Below are 25,667 nucleotides of genomic sequence, written 5' to 3' on the forward strand. Positions count from 1 at the left end.
TAGCTCGAACAGCCTATTTGCTAACCCCAATCCCTACTCCATAATCCTTGCTCCCTAATCTCTAATCCCCAAACACTACCACCCCTGCAGGTAGTAGCGTTTTTCGTCTTTGGTGATACCCCAGTACTGAATCAACTGGGCGCTGGTTTCGGAATACTGGGGGGCGTTGATTTTCCACCAGGCGGCCACGGTGCAGCCTTCGCCCAGGCGCACGACCGGCTCGGGCGAAGCGGCGAGGCGGGCCAGGCTGGCCCGCTCGCAGTCGTTGTTGTTGGTGAGCGTGGGCTGGTCGGAGAGCATGAAGAACGCCGACACCACCAGCACCCACGCCAGGTAGCGGCGTTGCGGCTGGCGCGGCAGCTGCCGCAGCAGCAGCAGGGTGCTGATGCCGTACAGGAACATCAAACCCAGCAGCAGCGGCATGATGGAGTCGCGGCGGATGATGAGTGGGCGGTACTCGCGGTAGCCGCCCAGCGGCAGCAGCAGCACATACACTAGGCTAAACAGCCCCAGGCCCAGCAGTACCTGTTGCACCAGCCGGCTTTCGTCGGAAACCGGCAGCCTGCGCCGGATCAGCCACACGTTCAGCAGAGTGGCCGCCAGCAGCACGGGCAGGCCGGGGCGGCGCATCAGCCACCAGATGCCCGACGGGATGCGGGCGTAGCGCTCCAGGAGTGGCAGCGTGTGCTCGGTGCCTTCCAGCTCATTGCGGCCGATATAGAGCGAGTACAGGCACAGTAGGGTGAAAATGCCCAGCAGCGCTACCGGTAGTACCGGCAGCTGGCGCACCCGGCTCAGCCACTGGCCCAGCCCAAACCGCGCCCCGGCTTGCCACTGCTGCCGCAGCCAATGCATCCCAATCCCGAAAAACAGCACCGCCACCACCCCCGTGATGATGGCGCCGTTGAAGGCCAGCACCACCATCAGGGCCACCAGCGCCAGGCGGCGCGGCCAGCTCAGCCGCAGTGGCTCGCCGCGCCGGGCCGCCAGGTAAAACGGCAGCAGCAGCAGCAGCAGCAGCGCCATCGGGAAGGCGTAGAAAAACGTGTAGGTGATGGCCCGGTCCAGGATGCCCATCTGGTCGTTGTAGCCGCCGAGCTGAAACAGCGGCACCAGCAGCGCCGCCGCCGCCCACGGCTGCCAGCGCCGCAGCGAGTAGCTGCCGGTGTTGTACACGGCCAGCACGTAGAGCAGCAGCGCCTGCACCGCCACCCCAAACAGGGCGCAGGCGGCGTACACGCTGCCAATGGGCGGCAGCAGGCGCTGCAGCGCAAACGGCACCGTCTTGAAGTAGCCGCTCATGGCGGCGTGCGCGAAAAAGCGGTTGGGCGCCACGTACACTTCGTTGCGCGTCAGCACGGCCCAGCCGAAGGGGTCTTGGAGCACCTGCCGGCACAGGGGGCCGGGCAGCACAATGTCTATCATGTCGCCTTCCAGCGGCAGCTGGTTGGCCTGAAAAAAGGTGAAGGCCAGATCCAGCAGCACAAACAGGATCAGGCCCCAAAAGAGTACGCGTGTTTTCATTGAAAAGCAGTAGCCCGGCCAATTGACTCTGGCCGGGCTACGCAAGTTACAGGGGTTTTGCCAGCCTTAAAATTCTCCCCGCACGCCCACCAGCACGGTGCGGGCGGTGGGGTAGGCGCCGGCGTCGAGGCCGGCCTGGTTGGCGTCGGCGCCGGCGCTGCTCATGCCGGGGTCGAAGCCGCGGTAGTTGGTTAGCACCAGCAGATTCTGGCCACCCACCCACACGCTCAGGCTGCGCGCGGCCTGCTTCCACAGCTCGTAGCTCACCAGCAGGCTGGAGAGGCGCACGTGGTTGCCCGACTGCAGGAAATACGAGCTGCCAGCGCGTACGCCCGCGCCGGCCGCCGGCACGTCGGTGTTGGGGTTGGCCGGCGTCCAGCGGCTGAGCAGGCGGTGGCTGCCGTTGTCATAAAAGCCGCCGGGGTCGTCGAGGTAGCGGTTGTTGAGGTTGTACACCTGATGGCCGAAGGCACCATCGGCTTGCAGCTGCAGACTCAGTCGCTGGTAGCGCAGGTGCTGCGTGAAGCCCAGCAGCCGGGCGGGCAGGCCCGAGCCCAGGTTTTCGTAGGTGCCCTCGGGCGAGGCGGGCGTGCTGCCGGCGTAGCGCGCCTGGCCGGTGGCATCGGGGCCGAGGTAGCGCAGGCCGCGGAAATTGGCCAGTGGGTCGCCGTCGACCGTTAGCTGCACGTTGTTGCTGCCCCAGCCTTGCTGGTCGCCGTCGTAGCGGCTTTGCTGGGTGGCCAGGGCCAGGGTGGTGCCGGCCTGCCAGCGGGAGCCACTCAGCCAGGTGCCGGTCAGGCTCAGCTCTAGGCCGCGGGCGCGCAGCGTGCCGGCGTCGTCGGTGCGGCCAAACAGCGAAACAGTGGTCAGGGCCGTCCGGCGCTGGTAGGCGCTGGCCTCCACCAGCAGCTTGTCGTGCCAGAGCCCGGCCCGCAGCCCTGCATCCTGCTGGTTGGTGACTTCCCGGATGGGCGTCGCCCGCACGCCTCCCCCGCCCGAGCCGCCGAGCACCAGCACAAACAAGTTCTGGCCGTAGAAATTTCCGGTGTTGGCCGTGCGCCCCATGCCGGCTCGTATATCCAGCTGCGACACGATGGAATTGTCTTGCAGAAATGCCTCTTTGCCCGCGTGCCAGGTTAGCTGGGCGCCGGGGCTCCACTGCTGGCGCTCCTCAGTGCCAAAGGCGCTGCTGCCGTCGTGGCGGAGGCTGGCCTGCAGCGCGTAGCGGCCGGCGTAGGTGTAGCCGGCCTGCAGGCTGGCCGTCAGCAGCTGGTACTCATTCTGGCTGCGGCTGTTTTCGATGACCTGCGTGCTGCCGCTGGTGGTGCGCGTCTGGGAGCTGTCGTGCTGCTGCACGTCCTGGCGATACGCCTGCAGGTGGGCCGTGAAGGCGTGGCGGCCGGCCAGGGTGCGGCCATAGCTGAGGGCGGCGCGGTAGCTGAGCTGCCGCCGCTGCCGATCCTCCAACTGGCGTCTTTCAGAGGTGGGGGAACTGCCGCCAATGCGGCTGAGGCTGGTGCGGCGCAGGTGGTTCCACTCCGCATGGCCCAGCAGGCTGGCCGTCAGGTGCTGGCCGATCTGCTGGCGCAGCTCCAGGCGGGCCAGCAGCTGCCGCTGCCGGGGCTCGCGCGTCTGGCGCAGGGCCTGGCTGAGCGGATTGAATCCAAACTGCAGGTCGTCATTCAGCTCGCCGTTGGGCAAGCGGGCCGGAAACACCGGCGCGGCCGTCAGCATGTTCAGCGCGAGGCCTTCGGGGGGCAGGCGGGCCTCCGTCTGGCTGGCGCCGGCGCGGGCGTCCAGCGTGAGGCGGGTCGTGAGCTGCTGCTGCACGTTGGCCCGCAGCGCGTAGCGGCGCAGCTGCGAGTTTTCCACGATGCCGTTCTGGCGCAGGTGGTCGGCGCCCACGTAGTAGCGGGTGGCGGGGCGGCCGCCCGCCACGCTCAGGTGGTGCTCCTGCAGGGCCGCCACGCGCAGCACTTCCCGCTGCCAGTCGGTGCCCTCGCCCAGGGCCGCCACTTCAGCCGCCGAAAACGGCTCCTGATACCCAATGTTGCGGGCGGCTTCGTTCTGGAATTCGGCGTACTGGCGGGCGTTCAGCAAGTCGTAGCGGCGGCGCACCTGCTGCACGCCGCCGTAGCCGCTGTAGCGCACCTGCGGCGTTTGGTTGAGGCGGCCCAACTTGGTGGTGATGCTGATAACGCCGTTCTGGCCCTGCGCGCCATACGCCGCGGTTTCGAAGGCCCCGCGCAGCACCGTCACCGATTCCACGTCCTCATTGGGCAGGTTCAGCAGCTGGTTGAGGCCGTACACCTGCGCTTGCTGCACGCCGTAGGTGGTCTGGAGTGCACTCTCGCCCATGTTCTGGTACACCGGCACGCCATCCACCACGTAGAGCGGCTGCGCGTTGCGGGCCAGCGAGGCCGCGCCCCGCAGCCGCACCGCCACCTGCGCGCCCGGCGCCCCGGAGTACGGCGAGGCCTGCACGCCCGCTACCTGTCGGAGCTGCTCCTGCAGGGGGACGAAGGGGCTCAGCGGCTTCTCATACGTGTACAAGGTTTGCGCTATTGGGCAGCTGTGCGTCACCCACCGCACGGAATCCAGCACCACGACTTCTCGCAGCCGGGTGGTATCCGGCTGCTGGGCCAGGGCCGGAAGGCAAAGCAGCAACAAAGAACTTAGCGGTAATAATCGGGTCATAGAAGCAGGATAGGAAAGGGAAATCAGGGCACGAAGATAGATGCCGGCCGGACGCTGATTTCACAATCCGGCCGCCAATAATTTCGCAGTCACCCCCAATGATTCCTCCCGCTCAGCTGCCTGCTGATGCTGCCCCGGTCCGACGCCGGAGGCGTCCGACCGGCTGCCGTACGCGCCGCCCGAGCATACTTGCCTGAACGGTGGGGCAGGAACGTCAGCTTGCAGCAACCGGTCGGACGCCTCCGGCGTCTGACCGGGGCAGTTCGGTGCATCCAACCCAAACCCGTACTTTTGGCGCCACCCACCAATTCTGCCTGCTCCCGATGAACTTCGACCGGAAAGACTACTCAAACGAAACCCTCCTGCACCTCTACCAGGCCCTGCTCAAGCCGCGCCTGATTGAAGAGAAAATGCTGATTCTGCTGCGGCAGGGCAAAGTCAGCAAGTGGTTTTCGGGCATCGGGCAGGAAGCCATTTCGGTGGGCAGCACCCTGGCCCTCGACGACGACGAGTACATCCTGCCGCTGCATCGCAACCTGGGCGTGTTCACGGGCCGCAATATTCCGCTCGACCGCCTGTTTGCGCAGTGGCAGGGCAAAACCACCGGCTACACCAAGGGCCGCGACCGAAGCTTCCACTTCGGCACCAACGAGCACCACATTGTGGGCATGATTTCGCACCTGGGGCCGCAGCTGGCCGTGGCCGATGGCATTGCCCTGGCCGATAAGCTGGCCGACCGCCCCAAGGTAACCGTGACCTACAGCGGCGACGGCGGCGCCTCCGAAGGCGACTTCCACGAGGCCCTGAACGTGGCCGCCGTGTGGCAGCTGCCGGTGATTTTCATCATCGAAAACAACGGCTACGGCCTCAGCACGCCCTCCAACGAGCAGTTCCGCTTCCGCTCCTTCGTGGACAAAGGCCCCGCCTACGGCATGGAGGCTGTGCAGGTAGACGGCAACAACGTGCTGGAAGTGTACGACACCGTGCGCCGCCTTGCTGAGGATTTGCGCCAGAACCCGCGCCCCGTGCTGCTGGAGGCCCTCACGTTCCGGATGCGCGGCCACGAGGAAGCCAGCGGCACCAAGTACGTGCCGCAGGAGCTGTTTGAGGAGTGGGCCCAGAAAGACCCGGTGGAGAACTACGAAAAGTGGCTGCTGGCCGAGGGCATCCTCGACGAGGAAGCCCGCATGCGCTACCGCGAAACCATCAAGCGCGAAATCGAGGAAGGCCTGCGCGTGGCCGACGCCGTGCCCATGCCCACTGCCAGCCTCACCGAGGAAATCGGCGACATGTACCGCAGCTTCGCGCCTAGTGCGGAGAGCTTAGTGCTTAGTGAAAAAGTGACGGACGGCAATACTGTTTCCTCTCCCCTAAGCACTAGGCACCAAGCACTAAGCACTGCCGAAGGCACCACCGACAAGCGCTACGTCGATGCCATTTCCGACGGGCTGCGGCAGAGCATGGAGCGCTACCCAGAGCTAGTGCTTATGGGCCAAGACATTGCCGACTACGGCGGGGTGTTCAAAATCACCGACGGCTTTGTGGCGCAGTTTGGCAAGGCGCGGGTGCGCAACACGCCGCTCTGCGAGTCGGCCATTGTGGGTGCGGCGCTGGGCCTAAGCATCAAGGGCCAGAAGGCCATGGTGGAAATGCAGTTTGCTGACTTCGTGACCTGCGGCTTCAACCAGATTGTGAACAACCTGGCCAAAAGCCACTACCGCTGGGGCCAGAACGCCGATGTGGTGGTGCGCATGCCCACCGGCGCCGGCACCGCCGCCGGCCCGTTCCACTCGCAAAGCAACGAGGCCTGGTTTACGCACACGCCCGGCCTGAAAGTGGTGTACCCCTCGAACCCCGTAGATGCCAAAGGCCTGCTCTGCGCCGCCTTCGAAGACCCCAACCCGGTGCTGTACTTCGAGCACAAGCAGCTCTACCGCAGCATCTCGGCCCCGGTGCCCGACGCCTACTACACCACGCCTATCGGCAAGGCCGCGCTGGTGCGCGAGGGCGACACGCTCAGCATCATCACCTACGGCGCGGGCGTACACTGGGCCCTGGCTTTGGCCGAAGAGCTGAACCTGGACTGTGACATCCTGGACCTGCGCACCCTGCTGCCCTGGGACGAGGACGCCGTGCGCCAGACGGTGGAGAAAAATGGCCGCGTGCTGCTGCTCCACGAAGACACCCTCACCGGCGGCCTGGGCGGCGAAATCGGGGCCTGGATTGCTGAGCACTGCTTCCGCAGCCTCGACGCGCCCCTCATGCGCGTCGGCTCCCTCGACACCGCCATTCCGTTTTCACCCAACCTCGAAAAGCAGTTCCTGCCCCAGCAGCGCCTCCGCGAAGCCGTGGAGAAGCTGCTGAGCTACTAGGGAAGGGAGTGAGAACGTCATTCCGAGCAGCGCGAGGAATCTCGCGTGCTGACGTTGGATTGCTAATATTTACCACACTAGCGAGATTCCTCGCGCTGCTCGGAATGACGTTCTTTTATCGAATTTCTACTCTTATGAAACCACTCGTTACGCTGTGTTTGCTGGGGGCGCTGCTGGTTGGCGGCAGCTGCCACCGCTACGCGCTGCCCAGCCCCAAAGGCCCGCCCCAGCCCAAGCTGAAGCGCGGGGCCCGCGCCACCGATGCCAACGCCGACGGCACCGCCGCCGCGCCGGCCGAGCTGAAACCGCAGAAAAACAGCTACGACAAAAACGGCCTGCTTAAAAAGCCCAAGTACGAGCGCCGCCGCGTGCAGCGCAAAGTTGGGCAGCGTAAGTTTCTGGGCATCACGCTGCCGTTTTAGTTGGCAGCCTTCGGCGCGGTTTTCGCGTATCCGGTTAGGCCCCTGAGGGCCATTTTCACTTCTTCCTTGTTGTATCCTATGCGTTATCTGCTGCTCCTGCTCGGGCTGGTGTGCCTGTCGGTTTCCACGGCCTCGGCCCAGACCCAGCCCGTCAACCGCCGGGCCGAAAACCGCCGCTCCCTGCGCGACGCCCGCAAGTATCCCGCGCCGTACAAAGACTCGCACCTGGCCGTGAACAAGGAAACGCTGAAGCCCGGCGAAGGCAGCCGCCCTCCCGGCAGCGAAGCCCAGACTCGCAACTATAAATTCGACAAAACCGGGGCGGCGCGCGTAAGTGAACCAAGCACCCTGGGTTTGCGTCTTCGCAAAAAGAAAAAAGACGCGCCCGCCAACTAATACCAACTCCCTTTATGACTCCCTGGCAACCCCTCACCCAATCCGAGCAGCTCCTTGACATCGTGCGCGAATCGCAGGAGCAGCCGGTTCTCATCTTCAAGCACAGCACCACCTGCTCCATCAGCGCCGCCGCCAAGGGCAAGATTGAGCGCCAGTGGGCCGATGCCGGCCTCGACAACGTGAAAATCTACTACCTCGACCTGCTGCGCTTCCGGCCCATCTCGCAGGAAATAGCCCAGAAGTTCAGCGTGCAGCACGAGTCGCCGCAGCTGCTGCTCATCCAGGACGGCGAGTGCCGCTACGACGCCTCCCACATGGGCATCCGCCTCGCCGACGTGAAGCAGGCCGTATCCGGCTAAGTCCCGCTGTCTGCTCCCAACCAGAACGCCATGCCGCACAATGTGAAGCATGGCGTTCTTGTTGAAAATGAGTCTGGCGGCAGACCACTCAATCAGGCATACTGAAACTGAACATCCTGTTCGATTTCAGGGTTGAGACTTAGCGCTACCGGACAGGTGCGGGCGGCATTTTCGAGGATGGTACGCTCCTTTTCGCTGAGCGTAGCCGGCAGCCGGAAAAGCACGTCGATCTGCCGGATGCGGCGGGGCTCGGCGGCCATGTGCTTGGTCACGTCGTAGGTCACGCCGGTCAGGTCCAGGCCTTGCCGCTCCGCCACGATGCCCATGATGGTCATCATGCACGAGCCCAGCGCGGCACTTACCAGGTCGGTGGGCGAAAACGCCTCGCCGCGGCCGTGGTTGTCGACGGGCGCGTCGGTGAGAATGGTGCTGCCGGAGGCCGTGTGGGTGGCTTCGGTGCGCAGATTGCCGGCGTAGCGGGCGGTGGCGGTGCTCATACGGAATGATTTGGAAGGTTAGCCGGTTACCAGCATGATACCTGCAAATTTACGTACTTTCGACAGGGTAGCCGCCGGGCGGCCCTTACGGTTCAGTTCTTTTCACTCTCTAGCCTTTCTGCGCCCCGTGCGACACGTACTTACTCTGGCCGCTACCCTGCTGGCTGCCGCCGCTCCGGCGGCGGTGTGGGCGCAGAAGGCGCCTGCCGCTGCCCCCAACGACGACCCTTCGTACCGCAAGGAGTTTGTCTACGGCATCAACTTCAATACCAAAGGCGGCCTGATTGGCGGCGTTTCGGTGCGCTCCAGCCATGTGCTCAACGAGAAATGGTCGCGCTACTGGAGCATTGAGGGTGTGGAAGTGAAACACCCCAAGGAGCGCCGCTTGGCCAGCTACAACGGCGGGTCCTTCGTACGCGACAAAGCCAACTTCTTGTACGTGTTGCGGCCTACCATCGGTATGCAGCGCGTGATTTTCCGCAAGGCGCCGGAAGCGGGGGTGCAGGTGAATGCGCTGTTTGGCGCCGGTCCGTCCATCGGACTGCAGATGCCTTACTACATCTACTACGACTACACCCCGCGCGACACCAACGGCAACCCCACCGGTCCCGACGACATTCGGGCCGAAGCCTACGACCCGCGCCAGCACGGCAACCTCAACCTGGTGCTCGACCGGGCCCCGCTCTTTTCGGGCATCAACGAGCTGAAGCCGCTGCTGGGAGCCCACGTTCGGGCCGCGCTCAGCTTCGAGTACGGCCGCTACCGCGACGCCGTGGCGGGCATCGAAACCGGTTTTCTGCTGGAAGCTTACGGCAAGCGCCCTATCATTCTGAGCACGCTGCCTTCGGCCGACATCGACGACTCCAGTATCAATAACCGCTTCTATCCGTCGGTGTACCTCACCATCTATCTGGGCTCGCGCAGCTGACGGGGGCCGCCTGCAGCAGGCAGTTACTGGAGGTGAGACTTGGGTTTGCGTGGCGTGCCACCCGAACAAAAGTCTCACCTCCGGCTTTTACCAGAAGCGGATTCTGTATTTCCCCAAGATCAAACCTAGTACCTTTACAGCATGGAAGATTTGCTGCTGACCTTACCGATCATTCAGCCCGAAGCCGCTGCTCCGGCCAAGCCACGCAAGCCCGACTGGTTGCGGGTGAAGCTCCCGGTGGGCCCCGAATATGCTGCCGTGCGCCGTCTCGTGGACGAGCACAAGCTGCACACCATCTGCGAAAGCGGCAACTGCCCCAACATGGGTGAGTGCTGGGGTGCCGGCACGGCCACCTTCATGATCCTGGGCAACATCTGCACCCGCTCGTGCTCGTTCTGCGCCGTGGCCACCGGCCGCCCCAGCGAGTACGACACCGACGAGCCGCGCCGCGTGGCCGAAGCCATTCAGCTGATGGGCGTGAAGCACGCTGTGCTGACCTCCGTCAACCGCGACGAGCTCAAGGACCGCGGGGCCAGCATCTGGTACGAAACCGTGGTGCAAACCAAGCGCCTCTCGCCCGAAACCACCATCGAAACCCTGATTCCGGACGTGAAGGCTAACTGGGACGCGCTGGATACCATGATTGCCGGCGGCCAGGAAGTGGTGTCGCACAACATGGAAACCGTGGGCAGCCTCTACCGGCTGGTGCGCCCGCAGGCTAAGTACGAACGCAGCCTGGAGCAGATCCGGCGCACCTACGAAGCCGGCAAGCGCACCAAGTCGGGCATCATGCTGGGCCTGGGCGAAACCCGCGACGAGATGTACAAAGCCATGGACGACCTCGCCGCCAACGGCCTGCACATCCTCACGCTGGGTCAGTACCTGCAGCCCACCAAGCGCCACCTCGAAGTAGCCGAGTTCATCCACCCCGACGTGTTTGCGCACTACCGCGAAGAAGGCCTGGCCCGCGGCCTGAAGTACGTGGAAAGCGGCCCGCTGGTGCGTAGCTCCTACCACGCCGAGCGCCACGTAAACGTGCCCATCAACTAATCAAGTAGAGTCTGCGCGTTACGGATCGACGATATAAAAAAAAAGCCCTTCCTGATCAGGAAGGGCTTTTTTTCTATTTAATAAGGATGAGCAGCGCTTAGCGACTGGCGTTGGGGCCTTCGGGGCCCTGCGGCGGGTAGGTGCCCAGTATGCTGTTGACAATGCGGTACACTTCGGGCTCCGAAATAGTCTGCTTGTCTACCTGGGCCTGGCCCTGACCGCGCCACGCCAGCTCCTTGCGGCGCACATCCACAAAGTCGATGATGACGGTGCCGGCTTTGTAGTTGGTGATGTAGCCGTTGCCCCGGCCGTAAAGGCCGCCGCCGTAGTAGCCATAGCCATACGGGTAGCCATAGGGGCCCAAGCCGCTGTAATTGGCCTGCTGCTTGTCCTCTACCTTAGCCGAATACGCAATGTACAGGTCGGGCGAGGTTTCGGCGTAGGTCAGGCCTTTGGCGGTCATTTCGCGCTCCACGGCCGTACGAATGCGCTTATCCAGAAACGACTGGTAGCCCTGAGCCGGGCCGCCTTCGGTGTCTTTGGTCTGCGTGGGGTACCACGACCAAGTTTTGTAAGCCCGGAAGTTGACGGAGTGGTCGTAGTCGGACGTGACGCCCACCCGCGACGAGGTAGCGCAGCCCGAAACGCCCAGCACCAGCGCCGAGCCCAGGGCCAGCATAGCCACCGGACGGCGGAAAAAACGAGTGATATGAGACATGGAGAAAAACAAAAAGGATGGGGAGAGAAGCGGGGCCAAAACCGGGCAATTTATAGCCTGCACAGAGTTTTGCCGTTCTGAGTTTTTAACGTCCTACGCCCATTCATCGTTCCCGGTTTTGCCTGCGTTACCTGTCTGGAGTAAAATTATTCAAGGAAAATTCTCTTTTACTTCTGAATGTATATATCTTACCCCAATCCTATTATTCCGCCATGAACAAAACCGCCTTATTTCTGCTCTCTCTACTAGGCCTGGCTGCCTGCACCGCCGCCAAGGAAGACACCGGCAGCTCCCGTACCGCCAGCGCCTCCCAAGCTAATACCATCGTGGAATGCATCCTCTACGACGGCATGACCAAGCAGTCGGCCCAGCTCACCAGTCTCGGCGCCGATACGCAGGTGCAAATCACGGACACGGTAGACGTCTACTTTGTAAAGGCCCGCGTCATGAAAGACGGCCAGGTGCTTAACGGCTACATGTACCGCAGCTGCTTCGGCAAACAGTAGGTTTTTAGGGCCTAGGGCTTAGGGACTGGAGCCGGGGAACGAAGAAAACCGAAAGAAAAGAGGCCCCGCCGTAACCCGGCGGGGCCTCTTTCATACATCCTAAGCCCTAAGCCCTAAGCCCTAAGCCCTAAGCCCTAAGCCCTAAGCCCTAAGCCCTAATACGACGGGCCTTTGTCGGTTTCGACCAGCTTCTCTTCGGCGTCGGTGTATTGCTCGATGGGAGTGCAGGAGCAGATCAGGTTCCGGTCGCCGTAGGCCGAGTCAATGCGGGACACGGTGGGCCAGAACTTGTAGCTGCGGGCGTACTCAGTGGGGTACACGGCCTGCTCGCGGGAGTAAGGACGCTCCCAGTCGTGCACCAATACAGTGGCGGCGGTGTGCGGGGCGTGCTTGAGCACGTTATCCTTGGCATCGGCGTTGCCGGCTTCCACCTCCGCAATTTCCTTCCGGATGCTGATCATGGCCTCAATGAAGCGGTCCAGCTCCTCCTTGCTTTCCGATTCGGTAGGCTCAATCATCAGCGTACCGGCTACCGGGAAGCTCACCGTGGGCGCGTGGAAACCGTAGTCCATCAGGCGCTTGGCAATGTCTTCCACCTCGATGCCAGCCTTTTTGAAGTGGCGGCATTCCAGAATCATCTCGTGGGCGCAGCGTCCGTTCGAGCCGGTGTAAAGCACGGGGTAGTGCTCTTCCAGACGGGCCTTGATGTAGTTGGCATTCAGGATGGCAATGCGCGTGGCCTGCGTCAGTCCTTCGCCGCCCATCATGTTGATGTAGGCGTAGGAAATCGGCAGGATGCTGGCCGAGCCCCAGGGCGCGGAGGTAACCGCGCCGGCCTTGCGGCCGTCGGCGTCTACCAATACGTGGCCCGACAGGTAAGGAGCCAAATCGGCCACTACGCCGATGGGGCCTACGCCGGGTCCGCCGCCGCCGTGCGGGATGCAGAAGGTTTTGTGCAGGTTCAGGTGGCACACATCGGCCCCGATGGTGGCGGGCGAGGTGAGGCCCACTTGGGCGTTCATGTTGGCCCCGTCCATATACACGCGGCCACCGTGCTGGTGAATGGTGGCGCAGATGTCGATGATGGTTTCCTCGTACACGCCGTGGGTGCTCGGGTAGGTCACCATCAGGCAGCTCAGGCGGTCGGCGTACTGCTCGGCCTTGGCCTTCAGGTCGGCCACGTCGATGTTGCCTTCCTCGGTGCTTTTCACCACGACCACCGTCATGCCGGCCATCACGGCCGAGGCGGGGTTGGTACCGTGCGCCGAAGCCGGAATCAGGGCCACGTTGCGGTGGTGGTCGCCGCGGGCATCGTGGTAGCCTTTGATGGCCAGCAGGCCGGCGTACTCGCCCTGCGCGCCCGAGTTGGGCTGCAAGGAAACGGCGTCGAAGCCGGTTACCTCACACAGCCACTTCTCCAGGTCGTGGAAGATTTCGGTGTAGCCGGCGGCCTGTTCGCGCGGGGCGAAGGGGTGCAAGCCCCCGATTTCGGGCCAGGTCACCGGAATCATCTCGGCGGTGGCGTTGAGCTTCATGGTGCACGAGCCGAGCGAAATCATGGAGTGAGCAAGGCTCAAATCCTTGTTTTCGAGCTGCTTCATGTAGCGCAGCATCTCGTGCTCGGAGTGGTGCGAGTTGAAGATGGGGTGCGTGAGGTACTCGCTCTTGCGGATCAGGTTGTCGGTCCAGGTTACCTCCACCTCATCGGCCTGGGCTACCTGGCGCACGTCGCGGCCCAGCACTTTGCTGAACACGGCCACGATGTCCTGCACATCCTCCAATTCAGTGTTCTGGTTGAGCGAGATGCCCACGCGGGCCGTGCCGTCCTGCTCGAAATAGCGGAAGTTGATGCCCGCCGACTCCGCTTCCTGCCGGATGGCGTTCTGCAGCTCCTTGCTTTCCAGCTGGATATCGAGGGTATCGAAGTAGAACTCGTTGGCCTGCTCCAGGCCCAGCGCGTGCAGCTCGGTATCGAGAGTGCGGGTGAGGGCGTGGACGTTGCTGGCAAACTGGCGGATGCGCTGCGGGCCGTGGTACACGGCGTACATGCCGGCCAGCACGCTCAGCAGCACCTGGGCGGTGCAGATGTTACTGGTGGCTTTTTCGCGGCGGATGTGCTGCTCGCGGGTCTGCAGGGCCATGCGGTAGGCCTTGTTGCCAGCCGCGTCGATGCTCTGGCCGATGATGCGGCCGGGAATCACGCGCTTAAAGGCGTCTTTGGTGGCCAGGAAGCCGGCGTGGGGGCCGCCGTAGCCCATCGGCACCCCGAAGCGCTGGGAGTTGCCCACCACGGCGTCGGCGCCCATCTCGCCGGGAGGCGTGAGCAGCGTCAGGGACAGCAAATCGGCGGCCACGGTCACGAACAGGTTGTTGTCGTGGGCTTTCGAGATGAAGTCGGTGTAGTCGTACACGGCGCCGTCGGCGGCGGGATACTGCAGGATGGCCCCGAACAGGGTTTCGTCGGTGAGGTCGGCGGTGCGGTGGTCGCCTACTACCAGCTCAATACCAATAGGCGTGGCGCGGGTGCGCAGCACGTCAATGGTCTGGGGCAGCACCTGCTCCGACACGAAGTAGCGGGTGGCGTTTTTCTTCTTGCTCAAGGAGTGGAACATGTGCAGCGTTTCGGCGGCGGCGGTTCCTTCGTCGAGCAGGGAGGCGTTGGCAATTTCCAGGCCCGTGAGGTCAATTATCATCGTCTGATAATTGATCAGGGCTTCGAGGCGGCCCTGGGCAATTTCGGCCTGGTAGGGCGTGTAGGCGGTGTACCAGCCCGGATTTTCCAGAATGTTGCGCTGAATAACGGCCGGCAGCTGGGTATCGTGGTAGCCCAGGCCGATATAGTTTTTGAACAGCTTATTCTTGCCGGCAATGCCCTTGAACTTCGCCAAAAAAGCCCGCTCCGTGAGGGCAGCGGGCAGGTTCAGCGGCTTCTTGAGGCGGATGGCGGCCGGCACGGTTTCGTCGATGAGCTGGTCAATCGACTCCACGCCGATAACGCGCAGCATCTCGGCTACGGCAGCTTCGTCGGGGCCGTTGTGACGGTCCACGAACACATCGGCGGGCTTGGTCTTCAGCAACATAAAGGAGAATATGAGGGTGGCAACGGAAAGAGGGCGGTAGGCCCCCTGACAAAGGTAGCGCGAAAAGGCTTCACCCTTAAACCGATAAACGGGCAAATGTTTGGGCATTTCAACCGGTAACCTATCTGTCATCCTGAGCGGAGCGAAGGACCTTCTCACACCGGAACGTCTTAGATCCAAGAGAATCCCGAGCGTGAGCAGGTCCTTCGCTCCGCTCAGGATGACAGACGCGTGATGTGCCCGGGAGCGACAGGTCAACAATTTTCCGCAGATTTAGCCCCCGAACTTCCCATTCCCACCCCGTATGCGTCCTATCACCATTGGCCTGATCCGCGAAGGCAAAACCCCGCCCGACAAACGCGTGCCGCTCACGCCCAAAAAATGCACCGAGGCCGAAGCCCGCTTTCCCGGCCTGCAGATTGTAGCCCAGGAAAGCCCCATCCGCTGCTTCACCGACGACGAGTACCGCGCCGCCGGCATCGAAGTGCGCCCCGACGTTTCGGACTGCGACATTCTGATGGGCGTGAAGGAGGTACCCGTAGGGCAGCTCATCCCCAACAAGACCTACCTGTTCTTCTCGCACACCGTGAAAAAGCAGCCCGCCAACCGCGAGCTGCTGCGGCAGGTGCTGGCCAAGAACATCACCCTGATTGACTACGAGCTGCTCACCAACGAAAATGGGGAGCGAATTGTGGCTTTCGGGCGCTGGGCCGGCATTGTGGGGGCCTACAACGGCCTGCTCACCTACGGCCGCAAGCACGGCCTCTACGAGCTGAAGCCGGCCTACGAGTGCCTCGACATGGAAGACATGCAGGAGGAGTTCTTCAAGGTGAAGAAGCTGCCGCCCATCAAGATGGCCATAACGGGCTCGGGCCGGGTGGCGCAGGGCGCGGTGGAGGTGCTGAACCTGATGGGCATCCGGCGCGTGAGTGTGTACGACTACCTCTACCTCGATTTCAACGAGCCGGTGTACACCCAGCTGCGCAGCTCCGATTACAACCGCCGCCGCGACGGCCGTGTCTGGGATACGCCCGATTTTCACCGCAACCCGCAGGAGTACGAAAGCACGTTCCGCAACTTTTTGCCCGTGACCAATCTGCTCATCGCCTGCGCCTACTGGCACCCGTCCGCCCCGCGCCTGTTCGAGGAAGCCGACACCTGCCGCGCCCACTTCCGCATTGATACCATTGCCGACGTGACCTGCGACGTGGACGGCTCCATTCCCGTTACCAAGCGCAGCAGCACCATCCAGGAGCCCGCCTTCGACTACAACTGCCAGACCGGGGAGTTGGAGCCGGCCTACTCGCGGCCCGGCAACCTCACCATCATGGCCGTGGACAACCTGCCCTGCGAGCTGCCCCGCAACGCCTCCCGCGATTTTGGCCGCCAGCTCCTCGACAACGTGCTGCCCCACCTCGTCCACGAAGGTACCGACGCCGTTATCGAGCGCGCCACCATTGCCCGCCACGGCCAGCTCACCGAGCGGTACCAGTACCTGCAGGACTACGTAGAGTAGGGATTTAGTTGTTAGTTGGGCGTCTTTGAAGCCAATAGATTCCTTATATGCGGGGGCCTGCTAATAGAACTGCTAGTGCTGACCATGCGAAAAGCCCCGCCGGGGCGACCCTACCATTCTAGAGGGTCGCCCCGGCGGGGCTTTTCATCTTGTCGGTTGTAGGCTGCCTTGCAACTGACAACTAGCAACCAACAACTAACTAAATCCGCCGCAGCACGGGGTATTTGGCTTGTACCAGCATGTAGAGGCCGTAGGCCATCAAACCCAGCGCCACAATACCGAGCACCACCGGGCCCATGGTGGCCAAGAAGTCGAAGGCTTCGTCGGTGCTGCCCACGGCGGCGGCGCGCGACTGGCGGCCGGCCTGCACGAAGAAGTAGCCGATAATGGCCATCACCACGCCCCGGGCCGTGTAGCCCAGCTGGCCCAGGCGGTACACCGTGTTCTGCTGGCCGCCGGGGATGTCGGAGCTGTTCACGTCCTTGTGGAACTTGCCCGAGTAGGCTTTATAGATCTGGTAGATGCCGCCGCCGATGATGGCGACGCCGACCAGGATGATGATCCAGTCGCCGCCGGGCCAGCCCAGCACGCGGGCGGTGAGGGTTTGCTGGGTGTTGCCGCCGGCGCTGGCCGAGCTGTTCATGGCCAGCTTGGCCGCGTACCAGGCCAAGCTGGCGTACAGCAGTCCGCTGGCCGCAAACCCGATGCGCCGGCCAATTCCCTTGGCGTCGCCGCCCTTGCTTTCGGTATCAACGATGGCCTGGGTGAAGCGCCACACAATGTAGCCTAGCAACCCGAAGGCAGTTAGGCCTAGTAGCACCGGGCCGCCGGGCAGGTTCTGCAGCGTCAGCACCGCTTGCTTCTTGTCGGCTGTCTGGCCGCCCTGCTGGCCGGTGGCGGCCAATAGCGCCAGTATGCCCATAAGCAGGTACACAGTGCCTTTAGCCGCGAAGCCAAAGCGGGCCAGTGCCCGGATGCCGGAGGAAGGAGAAGTGGGCACTGCGGCAGTGAGGTTGTCGGAAAGGTTCATGCATTGCGATGGTTAGGGGGCACTCGCCCTGTACGCGAAAATGCAGGTGTCGTTCGGTCGGGCTCCGGCTAGCTAACGCAGAGTGGGCCGGTAGGGGGGAGGCAGATGATGGCCCAGTGCCCCCAAAGGCCGCCAGGGCTGCGCCCCCTGTTGTAGCAGCCGCTTGTTAATCGGAATGTTCAGGGTGTAAACGGTTTTGCCCTGCATGGCTGGCTGCGTAAGGAGTCGGTCGATTTTGCCGCCGGGCTGCAGGTACGGGATAAAGAAGTCGTCGGCGAGGTCGGCAATAAGCAGGTTGCGGATTTCGGCAGTCTCCTCGGTTATCTGGCGCACGTTGGTTTCAAACGGCGAAACGAACAAGAGGCGGTTTGCTTGAATCTCAGGGCCGTATTCCATGCGCACATTCTGCTGGATGCCCCGGCCCAACGCATAAATGATAGGCTGCTGCGGCCCCTGCAACAGATACCGGAATACCGACTGTTCCAGCCGGGAATGGAAGCCTGAGAGCACGCAGTTCTGTTCGTAGCGCTGCTCCAGCGCCCAGACATAGGTGAGGTACTCTATGGACGCAGGATAGTCCCGCGAACAGAAAAAAGCTGTTTTGTCCTGTTTCAGCAAGGCTGTGTTGCCCAGAGTGCGCAGTTCTTCAGCAGCTATACGCATAGCATAAGGGTGGGGCTTGCATGACTAAATATAGAAATATTATTACTAAATAAATAATATTTATGAGAATTCACTGTTGTGCTTAATGGTCTGCTAACAAAACGCCCCAGGTCTTGCGGCCCGGGGCGTGTCGTTTTTGGGTATGTGGCTGGTACTAAAACGTACGCTGGAACCAGTGCTTGATGTCGTCGATGGTCTCACCGGTTTTATGCTGCAGACGGCCGAACCATTCGTCCTGCTTGCCTTCTTCGTAGTCCAGATCGTCGTCGGTGAGGCTGCCCCATTTCTGCTTGGCCTGGCCTTTGATTTCGTTCCAGTTGCCGCGTGCGCGCAGTTCGGTGCTGTCGTCGATGCCGTTGTTATTAGCGTCCATGTTCGTAGAGGTTAGAGTGGGAAAGATAGACAGCTATACGCGGGCAGGCAGGCAGGGTTGATAATGCCACAATTTTACTCGCCGGCGGTCAGCCCGGTAGCTGGTAGCTGCCGGCAAAGTGCTCGGGTGCCTATCGGTGTCGGGCGTTGAAGCCCATCAGCAGGCTAATGCGGGCCCCACCATTGCCGGGCACGACGGCCAGGTTCACCGGGAAATTGACGCCGTCGTACCGGAACGAGGTGCCCACCGCCAGCGCCACGCTGGCACTTACCGGCGTCAGGTTGGGGCCGAGGCCGAACTCCAGGCCCTTCGGCCCCCGAATGCCGAACAGCGCGTTCAGGCTCGGAATGAACTTGCCCTGCTCCAGCCCGCCCAGCAGCGGCACAAACTCAAACAGGCCGGCGGTGCCATTCGCCAGCCGGAAAATGCGGGTTTCAAACTGCCACCCGAACTGCGTGAGAAATGGGTTGAGGCCCGGCACCGACTCGCGCGCCTTGTTCACCACGCCACCCGTCAGCACGGTAGCCCCAATGCGGGGGCCACCCAGATACACCACGCCGCCGGCCGGCTCCTCGTCGCCGGGTACCACAGGACCGGGCGGCGTAGGCGGCTTGGCCGGAACCGTACCGGCGGGCACAAAACCCGATATGGGCAGGGGCGCGCTGGTAGTGGGTGCCGCCGGCCCAAACTCGTCCTGGGTGCCGTTGGCGTAGCGGATCAGGCGTACCTCGGCTTTGCGCACGATATAGAGCGGGCCGTCGGGGTTGTCGGTGCGCCGGAACCGGACGTCGGTGGGCGTGACCTCCACCACTTTCACCTGGATTTCTTCGGTGTTGTGCTTAACGAGCAAGTCCTGGGCGTGCGCGACGGTGGCGGCCAGCAGCAGGCCAGTGGAAACGAGTAGCAGACGAAGCATAGCAGCAGCAGTAAAAGAGTGTGGGGTGAAGATGCCGCTCCCATCGGCCCCGACGGCTACCAGCTTTTGGTTTTATCAGACGTTGATCTTCTGTTGGTTATCTATTTAAGCATCTGTATTTCAATTGCTTGACACTCTGCTGGCAGGATTTTTCAATCTCGCTTTCAGAGTTGGTTTTCGGGCAGAAAGGCGCTTTCTTTAGGTGGTTGATTTTAGGGTTGATCCGGGCCGGAAGGGCCGGACAGCCGCCCGCTATTCTGCTTCGCCTGTATTCCGTCATGGACGACCTTCGTACCACCCTGGCTACCTTTTCGCCCACCGACCGCAAGGAGTTTCTGCAGTTCATCCAGCGGCAGAAGCGCAAGCCCAAGGGCCGCATGGATTTGCGTCTGTGCGAGCTGCTGCTGCACGCCAAGCCCTACACCACCCCGCAGCTGCTGGCCAAGCTCTACCCCGATGAGCCCAACGCCGTAGCCTACTACGCCCTGCGCAAGCGCCTGCTCCGCCACCTCACCGACTACCTGCTGCTGCGCCAGCGCCAGCAGGACCCCACGGCGGCGTCTTCGGTGCGCGGGCTGCTCACGCTGGCCCAGTACCTGTTCGAGGCCGGGGTGCCGCGCCTGGGCTGGTCGGTGCTGCGCAAAGCCGAAAAGCTGGCCCACGACAACGAGCAGTACGAACTGCTCAATACCGTGTACTCGCTGCAGATTGCCCAGGCCGGCAGCGAATACGCCGACGACCTGGCCGACATCATCCGGCGGCACCGCATCAACAAGAAAGCCGCCGACGAAGAGGAGCGCGCCAACATTGCCGACAGCCTGATCCGGCAGCGCCTGCGCCAGGCCCGCGTGAAGGGCCGCGCCGGCGAGGCCTTCGACGGTATTCTGCAGGATGTGCTGCGCGAATACGACCTGCAGGAAGCCTTTGCGCGGCGCCCGGCCGTGCTCTACCGGCTCATGTCCATTGCCCGTAGCGCCATGCTTGTGCGCCGCGACTTTGTGTCGTTTGCGCCGTTTGTGCGCCGCTGCTACCACCTCATGGAGAAGCGCCACGGCTTCTTGCCCGCCCACCGCTACTACCAGCTGGGGCTGCTCTACATGGTGGCTCATGCCCTGTACCGCACCCGCAAGTTTCAGGAGTCGGTGGCGTATCTGGAGCAGCTGCGCAGTGTGTTGAGCGAGGGCGGCGCGCAGGCCTACCAGGCCGCCTGGCTGCCGCGCTACACGTTTCTGCTGGCCGCCAACAACGCCTTCCTGCACCGCAACGCCGAAAGCATCCGGCTGCTGGAGCAGGTGCTGCGCCAGCCCGCCGCCGTGCTGTCCCCGCGCGACGAAATGACGGCCCGTCTCGGGCTGGCCTTCCATTATTTCGCCGAAAGCCAGTTCGCCAAAGCCAACCAGACGCTCATCAGCATCGGCCGCTCCGACCATTGGTGCGAGCAGGAAATGGGCCTGGAGTGGATGCTCAACAAGAGCATGGGCGAAATGCTGGTGCAGTTCGAGCTCGGTAACCCCGACCTGGCTCTCAACCGCCTGCGCGCCATCGAGCGGGTGCTGCGGGAGCGGTTCAGCGCCGATGGCGAGGGCTACGTGGCGGTGCTACGCTACCTGAGTCTGGTGCGCGACATCATCGAAGACCCGGCGGAGGCCCGTCGGCCGGGCTTTGCTGAGCGGGTAAGTCAGTTGCCGCCCTTCGCGCCCCTGGAACAGGAAGATTTGCAGGCCTTGAGCTTCTATAGCTGGCTGTACGCCCGCACCCAGGGCCGGCCCTACTACACAGTGCTGCTGGAACTGGCCGGCAGCAGTTCGCCGGCACCCGAGGCCCAGTTAGCCACGGCCAGCGGTTCGCCCGCCTAAAAGCAAATGGCCCCTTTCAATCCGTGAAACGGAAAGAAAGGGGCCATTTGCTTTTAGGCGAGAACTGAGTACCGACCAGTAATTAGTTGCTGCGGGTTTCGCGCTCTACTTCGGCAGCTGCTTCCTTGGTTTCGGCAGCGGCTTTGTTAGCGGCGTTTTCAGTAGCGGCAGCCGTTTTATCGGCAGCATTTTCGATGGCGTTGCCAGCGTTGTTGGCAGCAGCTTCCGTGGAGTTGGCGGCGTTGTTGGCGGCGGCCTCCGTGGCGTTGGCCGCGTTAGTGGCTTCAGCGGCGGCGGCGTCGCCTACGTTTTCGGCAGCGGCTTCGGTGTTTTCGGCAGCAGCATCGGCATTCTCTTTGCCTTCCTGGGTGCAGGAGGTAGCAGCGAAGGCAACGGCAGTGGCAACGAACAGGGCTTTGAACGACATTTTCATGGCAAGAAGAAGTTGAGTATGGAAATTAACTGAACATCCCTTAATAGCGCTCTGCTTCAGAGGTAACCCACGCTAAATGGGCGGGTACTGGCAATTGTTGTCGTTCCAACGCTTACCGTTTGTTGTCCGTAAGCGGAGCCTCGTTTGTCTGGTTTAATTACGTGAATTGATGAAATGTTTTTTGCCCGTTTCACTCGGGATGCTGCTTGCGCTGCCCGTGGTAAGCTGGGCCCAAACCAATGATGGATTTCTTCGCCGCGACGGAACCATGTATGTGCTGCGCAACGGCCAGCCCAGGCCCATGGCCCACGAGGTGCACCTGCCCAACGGCCGCACCGTCACGCCCGACGGGTTTTTGGTAGCCGCCGATGGCCGCCGTACCGAACTGCGCAATGGCAGTGGCTGCGACCTAAGTGGCCAGCCCACCACTACCGCCAACCAGGCCAACCGGGTAGTGCTGCAGCCCGTGGCCAACTCTGCCGCGGCAGGCCGCGGACCGGTGTACGTGCAGGGCCAGCCAGGCTGGGCCAAGTGGGCAGGAGGGCGCGGGAAAGGCCACCACAAGAAGCGCAAAGGCAAAAAGCACGACGACTAGCCCACGGCTCCCTACTTCACTTCGTCGGCATCGGTGTCGATGTAAAACGTGCGGCCCTGCTGGGTTACCCGGGCACGGCCTTCTACAAAGTCGGCGGCGCTGTCGTAGCTGCCGAACGGCTCGGTCCCTTCGGTGGGGTCGTCGAGGTAGTCTTGGGTGATGAAGGTGTAGCGGCCTTGGCGTTTCACCCGGGCCAAGCCTTCCCGAAACGGGTAGGCTTCCTGAAAGATGACCGGATCCTTGAGCTGCTCTTCGGGCCCGGTGATATAGAACCAGCCCCGGCGGTCGAGTACGGCAGCTTTGCCCTCGCTGAAGGGCAGGGCGGCGTAGTAGTAAGCGTTGAACTCCTGGCCCTGCAAATCCAGAAACGTGTACAGCTTGCCAATCCGGGCGCGAGCGTAGCCCTCGGAATACGACTGCAGCGCATCGTAGGCGGGTGGCACTACTTCCTCGCCACCTTCATCCAGAAACCCAAACACCCCATCCTGCTCCACCACCGCCCGGTGCTCGGCCTCAAACGGGCCCGCCGAGGTATAGCGGGCCGGCACCAGCGTATCGGCGTGGGCGGTGAGGTAGCCCCAGCGGCTGCCTTCCTGAAAGGGCACTGGCGGCCCGGCCGTCGCGGCGCGCACGCTCCACCACACCAAGCCCGCGCCCAGCAGCCCGGCGCCGGCCAGTGTTGCCTGCTTTTTGTAGCGTTGCCACTGCCGCAGCCGTTGTTTGGCCTGGGGCCAGCTCAGCCGCACTCCGGCCTGCCGGTTTGAAATGCGGGCTGCCTGCGGCTGGCTTCCCCCAGAAGCGGGAGGTGCCTGCTGAAGCTGCTGCATCAGGCCTTCCAGCTGCCGGATGCGGCTATCCAGGGCGTGGTTGCGCTCTTCCAGATCGGTGCGGGAGGCGCGCATGGCGGCCTCCAGCTGCTCCTTTTCCTGGTTTTCAATGGCCAAGCGTACTTGTAACGACTGGGCTTCGGCGGTTACGGGAGGCGCCGTAGTGAGCTGTTGGCGCAGCTGGGCAATGCTGTGCTCCCGTTCTTTCTCGCGGGCTTCCAGGGCCTGCAGCTGAGCACCCAGTTCGGCCTGCATACTGGCCCGCAGCCGCTCCAACTCTTCTTTCTGGGCCTGCGGGGCGGCGGTGCTGTAGGTGTCTTTGGGCAGCTGGTCGGCGTCATGGTCCGTTACATCCTCGGCGCCCAACCAGCGCCACAGCCAGCCCGCCGCCCGCCGGAGCTGCGTTGCCTCGGATGAAGCCGGACCGGCCGCGCCCGGCCGCAGGTGCCGGGAGGCAGAGGCATCCGAATCAGCATCAGCCTGCGCTATGTGTTCGGCTGGCTCCGTGTTAGTAGTGTGACTGGGGGTTTTAAGTAGTTGATTGTCAGAATTATGCTGACCGAGGTCGTGGGCTAGCTGCGTGATTTCAGCCGGGGTAAGGTCGATTTCGGGGGTGGCCAGCTGGCGCAGTCGTCGGGTGCAGTTGGCCGGGTTAGGCAGCAGATGGAAGCTGCTGCTGGCGGGCACGCTGCTCATGCGTTCCTCTACCTCGGGGCCAAGCACTAGGGGCTGCTCAAACAGCGTTAGCCCGGCAATGAAGTTGAGGTTGGCGGCTTCCGGTGGAAGCTGGGGCCGAAGCCAGGCCGCCAGCGCTTCCTTCTGCCGGCTGAAGTGTTGAAAAGGGTTGTCGGCGCCGGCCGAGCCGGTGAGCGGGCGCCCCGCCAGCCGCCAGGCACTATGGCCGAAGTCGGGGATGTGCAGCGCGCCGCCGCCCGGCAGTAGCAGCAGTAGCACAATGCTGTGCGGCCGGATAAGCACGGCATCCAGTACTTCCTCGCCGGCACCCACGGCCAGATTTCCGAGCAGCAGCGTAGCAGGGGCGCCGGTTTCAGCCAGCAGAGCAGCCCGCAAATCATCGAACTGTTGCTGCCGGGTGGCGTCGGCGAAAGGAATCGGAAGGTAGGTGTGGAGCATAGAGAAAGAAACGGCGGTCCGGCCGCCGGGCAACCCGGCCGGCAGCCTTCTACGCAGCCAATGGTAGTGGGGTAGCTCAACTTTTCCGGCGGTGGGCAAGTATAGACAACCACTTTCTTTCGTCAGTCATACTCTGCCCTCATGGATTCCACGGCCTCCACTCCCCAAAATACCCCTATTCCTACAGTGCCGCTCGAGGTTACTGATCAGCAAAACACTGCCCTGCTGGAGGATACGCTCACGCTGCTCAACGCCGGCCTGCCCGCCAAGCCCGACCAGCACGGCCTAGCTGAAATAGAGCGGTGGGAGCAGGTGTTGAAAGCCTCAGAGCGTCCTGGCCTGGCAAAAATAATTCAGGAGCTGGCCACTTTGCGCGAACAGCTTGCCGCCTCCGATACCAAGTCGCACGATCTGGCCGAAACGCTGGCCACGCTCGGCGCCGAAACCACCAAGGTAGCCGAGGAGTCGAATGGCGGCTACTCCGGCCCCCTCATGCATCTGGGCAAAGTGCTCATCAAAATGGGGTCTTCGCTTTCGCGCTAAGCTTCGCTGGCGCGCAGGCACATACTCTGCTAAGCACAGTAGCCCCGCCGGCCGCCACGCCTCTGCTTGTAACAGGCAAGGGCGTGGCAGCCGGCGGGGCTACTTGTGTGGTGGGGGTGAGGGGCGGTAGCGGCAGGCCGGCATCTGCGGCGTACTTTTGCGCTTCTTCGCCGCTTACGTCTATATGGAATCTGGTTCTGCTTACCCGTCTCTTCCGCCCCTGGCCCTCTACGACCCGTTCACGGGGATGCAGTTCAGCCAGAAGCATTGTTTTCTGTGTGGTACGCCCACCGTGCCCGGGCAGGATGTAGTGCCTGTGTTTGCCGAGTGGCTGATGACCCGCTACAACCTGCACGAGCGCCAGATCAAGCTGCTCGATATGAGCATCGTGCGCTACCAGGAGTTGCAGATTGCTTGCTGCCCCCAATGCCGCACCCAGCACGTAGAGCCGCTGGAAGCCCGCGTGCAGCAGGCTGCCGCCCAAGGGCTGCAGGGCCTGCGCGAGCTCGACGAGCAGACCTTGTTCCTGTGGCTGGGCAAGATGTTCTACGGCGTGCTCGTGACCGAGCTGCTCAACGAGCTGATGCCGCTGGCGCGGCCCCAATACCCGCTGGCCGAAAACGCCCAGCTGTTCCGCCGCTTCCAAGCCTTTTTCCAGCCATTTCAGGCCCTGCGGGTGCCCATGGAGTACGACGACTTCGTGCCGGGCTCGGTGTTTCTGCTGGAAGCCGACCTGCGCGAAGACACGCTGCCTTTCTTCTATGACGATGACCTGAGCACACTCACGTTCAGCATCAAGCTCGATGAAGCCGTGCTGGTGGCGTGTCTGGTCGATAATGGCATTATCCGGCAGGCCATGCGCCGTGTGTACGAGGATGCCCAACGGCCGCTGCACCCCGCGCAGGTGGCCGAATTTAAGGCACGCGTGTACTACGGGGCCTACCTGCTCAATGTAGTGCCCGACTACTACCCGCGCGCCGTGCACCCCGGCGACACCACGCTGGTAATGGATACCCTGATTGATGACGTAACGGGCGCCGTGTTCAACCCCTGGGAAAACAGCGGCTACGCGCAGTCGTTGCTGGAAATGTGGAAGCCCTGGCAGATTCCGCTCACGCAGATTCTGGCCGATCCGGCGCAGCCGCTCAGCCTGCTTTACGATGCAGACGGGCAGCCCCGGCAACTGGAACACTTCCAGGGCCCGCAGACCGAAAACGGAAAGGGAATTTAAA

General features: G+C 62.8%; 23 protein-coding genes. 12 read left to right on the plus strand and 11 right to left on the minus strand.

Annotation, left to right across the window (positions count from 1 at the left end; genetic code table 11):
• Positions 1-75 precede the first annotated feature (75 nt).
• Both N008_RS09685 and N008_RS09690 read right to left on the minus strand, forming a co-directional pair.
• Positions 76-1,524: a hypothetical protein gene (locus N008_RS09685; protein ID WP_044015608.1), complete on the minus strand. Its 1,449-nt coding sequence runs from the start codon at positions 1,522-1,524 to the stop codon at positions 76-78.
• A gap of 66 nt (positions 1,525-1,590) precedes the next feature.
• The gene (locus N008_RS09690) at positions 1,591-4,221 is read right to left on the minus strand and encodes a SusC/RagA family TonB-linked outer membrane protein (RefSeq protein WP_081910713.1); all 2,631 of its coding nucleotides are present in this window, start codon (positions 4,219-4,221) and stop codon (positions 1,591-1,593) included.
• Positions 4,222-4,544: 323 nt separating this feature from the next.
• Here N008_RS09690 and N008_RS09695 point away from each other — a divergent pair, with 323 nt between their 5' ends.
• From N008_RS09695 to ytxJ, 4 genes are all read left to right on the plus strand, one after another.
• On the plus strand, positions 4,545-6,593 hold the full coding sequence (locus N008_RS09695) for a thiamine pyrophosphate-dependent enzyme (protein ID WP_044015611.1): 2,049 nt from the start codon (positions 4,545-4,547) through the stop codon (positions 6,591-6,593).
• Positions 6,594-6,727: 134 nt separating this feature from the next.
• Positions 6,728-7,015, plus strand: coding sequence for a hypothetical protein (locus tag N008_RS09700; RefSeq protein WP_156109184.1), 288 nt, complete (start codon positions 6,728-6,730; stop codon positions 7,013-7,015).
• Positions 7,016-7,093: 78 nt separating this feature from the next.
• Positions 7,094-7,411, plus strand: a complete 318-nt coding sequence (locus tag N008_RS09705; RefSeq protein ID WP_044015615.1) for a hypothetical protein — start codon at positions 7,094-7,096, stop codon at positions 7,409-7,411.
• 14 nt (positions 7,412-7,425) lie between these two features.
• Complete coding sequence (gene ytxJ / locus N008_RS09710) at positions 7,426-7,770, plus strand: bacillithiol system redox-active protein YtxJ (RefSeq protein ID WP_044015617.1); 345 nt, start codon at positions 7,426-7,428, stop codon at positions 7,768-7,770.
• 92 nt (positions 7,771-7,862) lie between these two features.
• On the opposite strand, the gene N008_RS09715 is transcribed toward ytxJ, so the two are convergent.
• On the minus strand, positions 7,863-8,267 hold the full coding sequence (locus N008_RS09715; RefSeq protein ID WP_044015619.1) for an OsmC family protein: 405 nt from the start codon (positions 8,265-8,267) through the stop codon (positions 7,863-7,865).
• A 127-nt stretch (positions 8,268-8,394) separates the two neighbouring features.
• Here N008_RS09715 and N008_RS09720 point away from each other — a divergent pair, with 127 nt between their 5' ends.
• Positions 8,395-9,195 carry a hypothetical protein gene (locus N008_RS09720; protein ID WP_052381387.1) on the plus strand — a complete coding sequence of 267 codons (801 nt, stop codon included), beginning with the start codon at positions 8,395-8,397 and terminating at the stop codon, positions 9,193-9,195.
• A 153-nt stretch (positions 9,196-9,348) separates the two neighbouring features.
• A complete protein-coding gene (gene lipA, locus N008_RS09725; RefSeq protein ID WP_044018556.1) occupies positions 9,349-10,245 on the plus strand; it encodes a lipoyl synthase in 897 nt (298 codons plus the stop codon).
• 97 nt (positions 10,246-10,342) lie between these two features.
• Here the strand turns inward: lipA and N008_RS09730 are convergent, their stop codons facing one another.
• A complete protein-coding gene (locus N008_RS09730) occupies positions 10,343-10,963 on the minus strand; it encodes a DUF4136 domain-containing protein (RefSeq protein ID WP_081910714.1) in 621 nt (206 codons plus the stop codon).
• 212 nt (positions 10,964-11,175) lie between these two features.
• Between N008_RS09730 and N008_RS09735 the strand changes: the two genes are divergently transcribed.
• The gene (locus N008_RS09735; protein ID WP_044015622.1) at positions 11,176-11,469 is read left to right on the plus strand and encodes a hypothetical protein; all 294 of its coding nucleotides are present in this window, start codon (positions 11,176-11,178) and stop codon (positions 11,467-11,469) included.
• Positions 11,470-11,624: 155 nt separating this feature from the next.
• Here N008_RS09735 and gcvP read toward each other — a convergent pair whose 3' ends face one another.
• The gene (gcvP, locus tag N008_RS09740) at positions 11,625-14,549 is read right to left on the minus strand and encodes an aminomethyl-transferring glycine dehydrogenase (RefSeq protein WP_044015624.1); all 2,925 of its coding nucleotides are present in this window, start codon (positions 14,547-14,549) and stop codon (positions 11,625-11,627) included.
• A gap of 304 nt (positions 14,550-14,853) precedes the next feature.
• Here gcvP and N008_RS09745 point away from each other — a divergent pair, with 304 nt between their 5' ends.
• A complete protein-coding gene (locus tag N008_RS09745; RefSeq protein ID WP_044015626.1) occupies positions 14,854-16,065 on the plus strand; it encodes an NAD(P)-dependent oxidoreductase in 1,212 nt (403 codons plus the stop codon).
• 199 nt (positions 16,066-16,264) lie between these two features.
• Here the strand turns inward: N008_RS09745 and N008_RS09750 are convergent, their stop codons facing one another.
• The 4 genes from N008_RS09750 to N008_RS09765 form a co-directional block, all read right to left on the minus strand.
• Positions 16,265-17,095: a DUF1206 domain-containing protein gene (locus N008_RS09750; RefSeq protein ID WP_052381388.1), complete on the minus strand. Its 831-nt coding sequence runs from the start codon at positions 17,093-17,095 to the stop codon at positions 16,265-16,267.
• Between the two features lie 72 nt (positions 17,096-17,167).
• Entirely contained in the window at positions 17,168-17,758 is a 591-nt protein-coding gene (locus N008_RS09755) for a hypothetical protein (RefSeq protein ID WP_052381389.1), read from the minus strand.
• A 154-nt stretch (positions 17,759-17,912) separates the two neighbouring features.
• A complete protein-coding gene (locus N008_RS09760; protein ID WP_044015628.1) occupies positions 17,913-18,131 on the minus strand; it encodes a CsbD family protein in 219 nt (72 codons plus the stop codon).
• 130 nt (positions 18,132-18,261) lie between these two features.
• Positions 18,262-19,047 carry a hypothetical protein gene (locus tag N008_RS09765; protein WP_044015630.1) on the minus strand — a complete coding sequence of 262 codons (786 nt, stop codon included), beginning with the start codon at positions 19,045-19,047 and terminating at the stop codon, positions 18,262-18,264.
• 278 nt (positions 19,048-19,325) lie between these two features.
• Here N008_RS09765 and N008_RS09770 point away from each other — a divergent pair, with 278 nt between their 5' ends.
• Positions 19,326-20,903 carry a hypothetical protein gene (locus tag N008_RS09770; protein ID WP_052381390.1) on the plus strand — a complete coding sequence of 526 codons (1,578 nt, stop codon included), beginning with the start codon at positions 19,326-19,328 and terminating at the stop codon, positions 20,901-20,903.
• 82 nt (positions 20,904-20,985) lie between these two features.
• Here the strand turns inward: N008_RS09770 and N008_RS21550 are convergent, their stop codons facing one another.
• A complete protein-coding gene (locus N008_RS21550) occupies positions 20,986-21,330 on the minus strand; it encodes a hypothetical protein (protein WP_156109186.1) in 345 nt (114 codons plus the stop codon).
• 205 nt (positions 21,331-21,535) lie between these two features.
• Between N008_RS21550 and N008_RS09785 the strand changes: the two genes are divergently transcribed.
• The gene (locus tag N008_RS09785) at positions 21,536-21,931 is read left to right on the plus strand and encodes a DUF6799 domain-containing protein (protein WP_044015632.1); all 396 of its coding nucleotides are present in this window, start codon (positions 21,536-21,538) and stop codon (positions 21,929-21,931) included.
• Between the two features lie 11 nt (positions 21,932-21,942).
• On the opposite strand, the gene N008_RS09790 is transcribed toward N008_RS09785, so the two are convergent.
• Complete coding sequence (locus N008_RS09790; protein WP_044015634.1) at positions 21,943-23,892, minus strand: WG repeat-containing protein; 1,950 nt, start codon at positions 23,890-23,892, stop codon at positions 21,943-21,945.
• A 141-nt stretch (positions 23,893-24,033) separates the two neighbouring features.
• Between N008_RS09790 and N008_RS09795 the strand changes: the two genes are divergently transcribed.
• The gene (locus tag N008_RS09795) at positions 24,034-24,435 is read left to right on the plus strand and encodes a hypothetical protein (RefSeq protein ID WP_044015636.1); all 402 of its coding nucleotides are present in this window, start codon (positions 24,034-24,036) and stop codon (positions 24,433-24,435) included.
• A 184-nt stretch (positions 24,436-24,619) separates the two neighbouring features.
• Complete coding sequence (locus N008_RS09800) at positions 24,620-25,666, plus strand: hypothetical protein (RefSeq protein WP_081910715.1); 1,047 nt, start codon at positions 24,620-24,622, stop codon at positions 25,664-25,666.
• The last annotated feature ends 1 nt before the right edge of the window (position 25,667 follow it).

Source organism: Hymenobacter sp. APR13 (assembly GCF_000737515.1).
In the GTDB taxonomy this organism is placed as follows: domain Bacteria; phylum Bacteroidota; class Bacteroidia; order Cytophagales; family Hymenobacteraceae; genus Hymenobacter.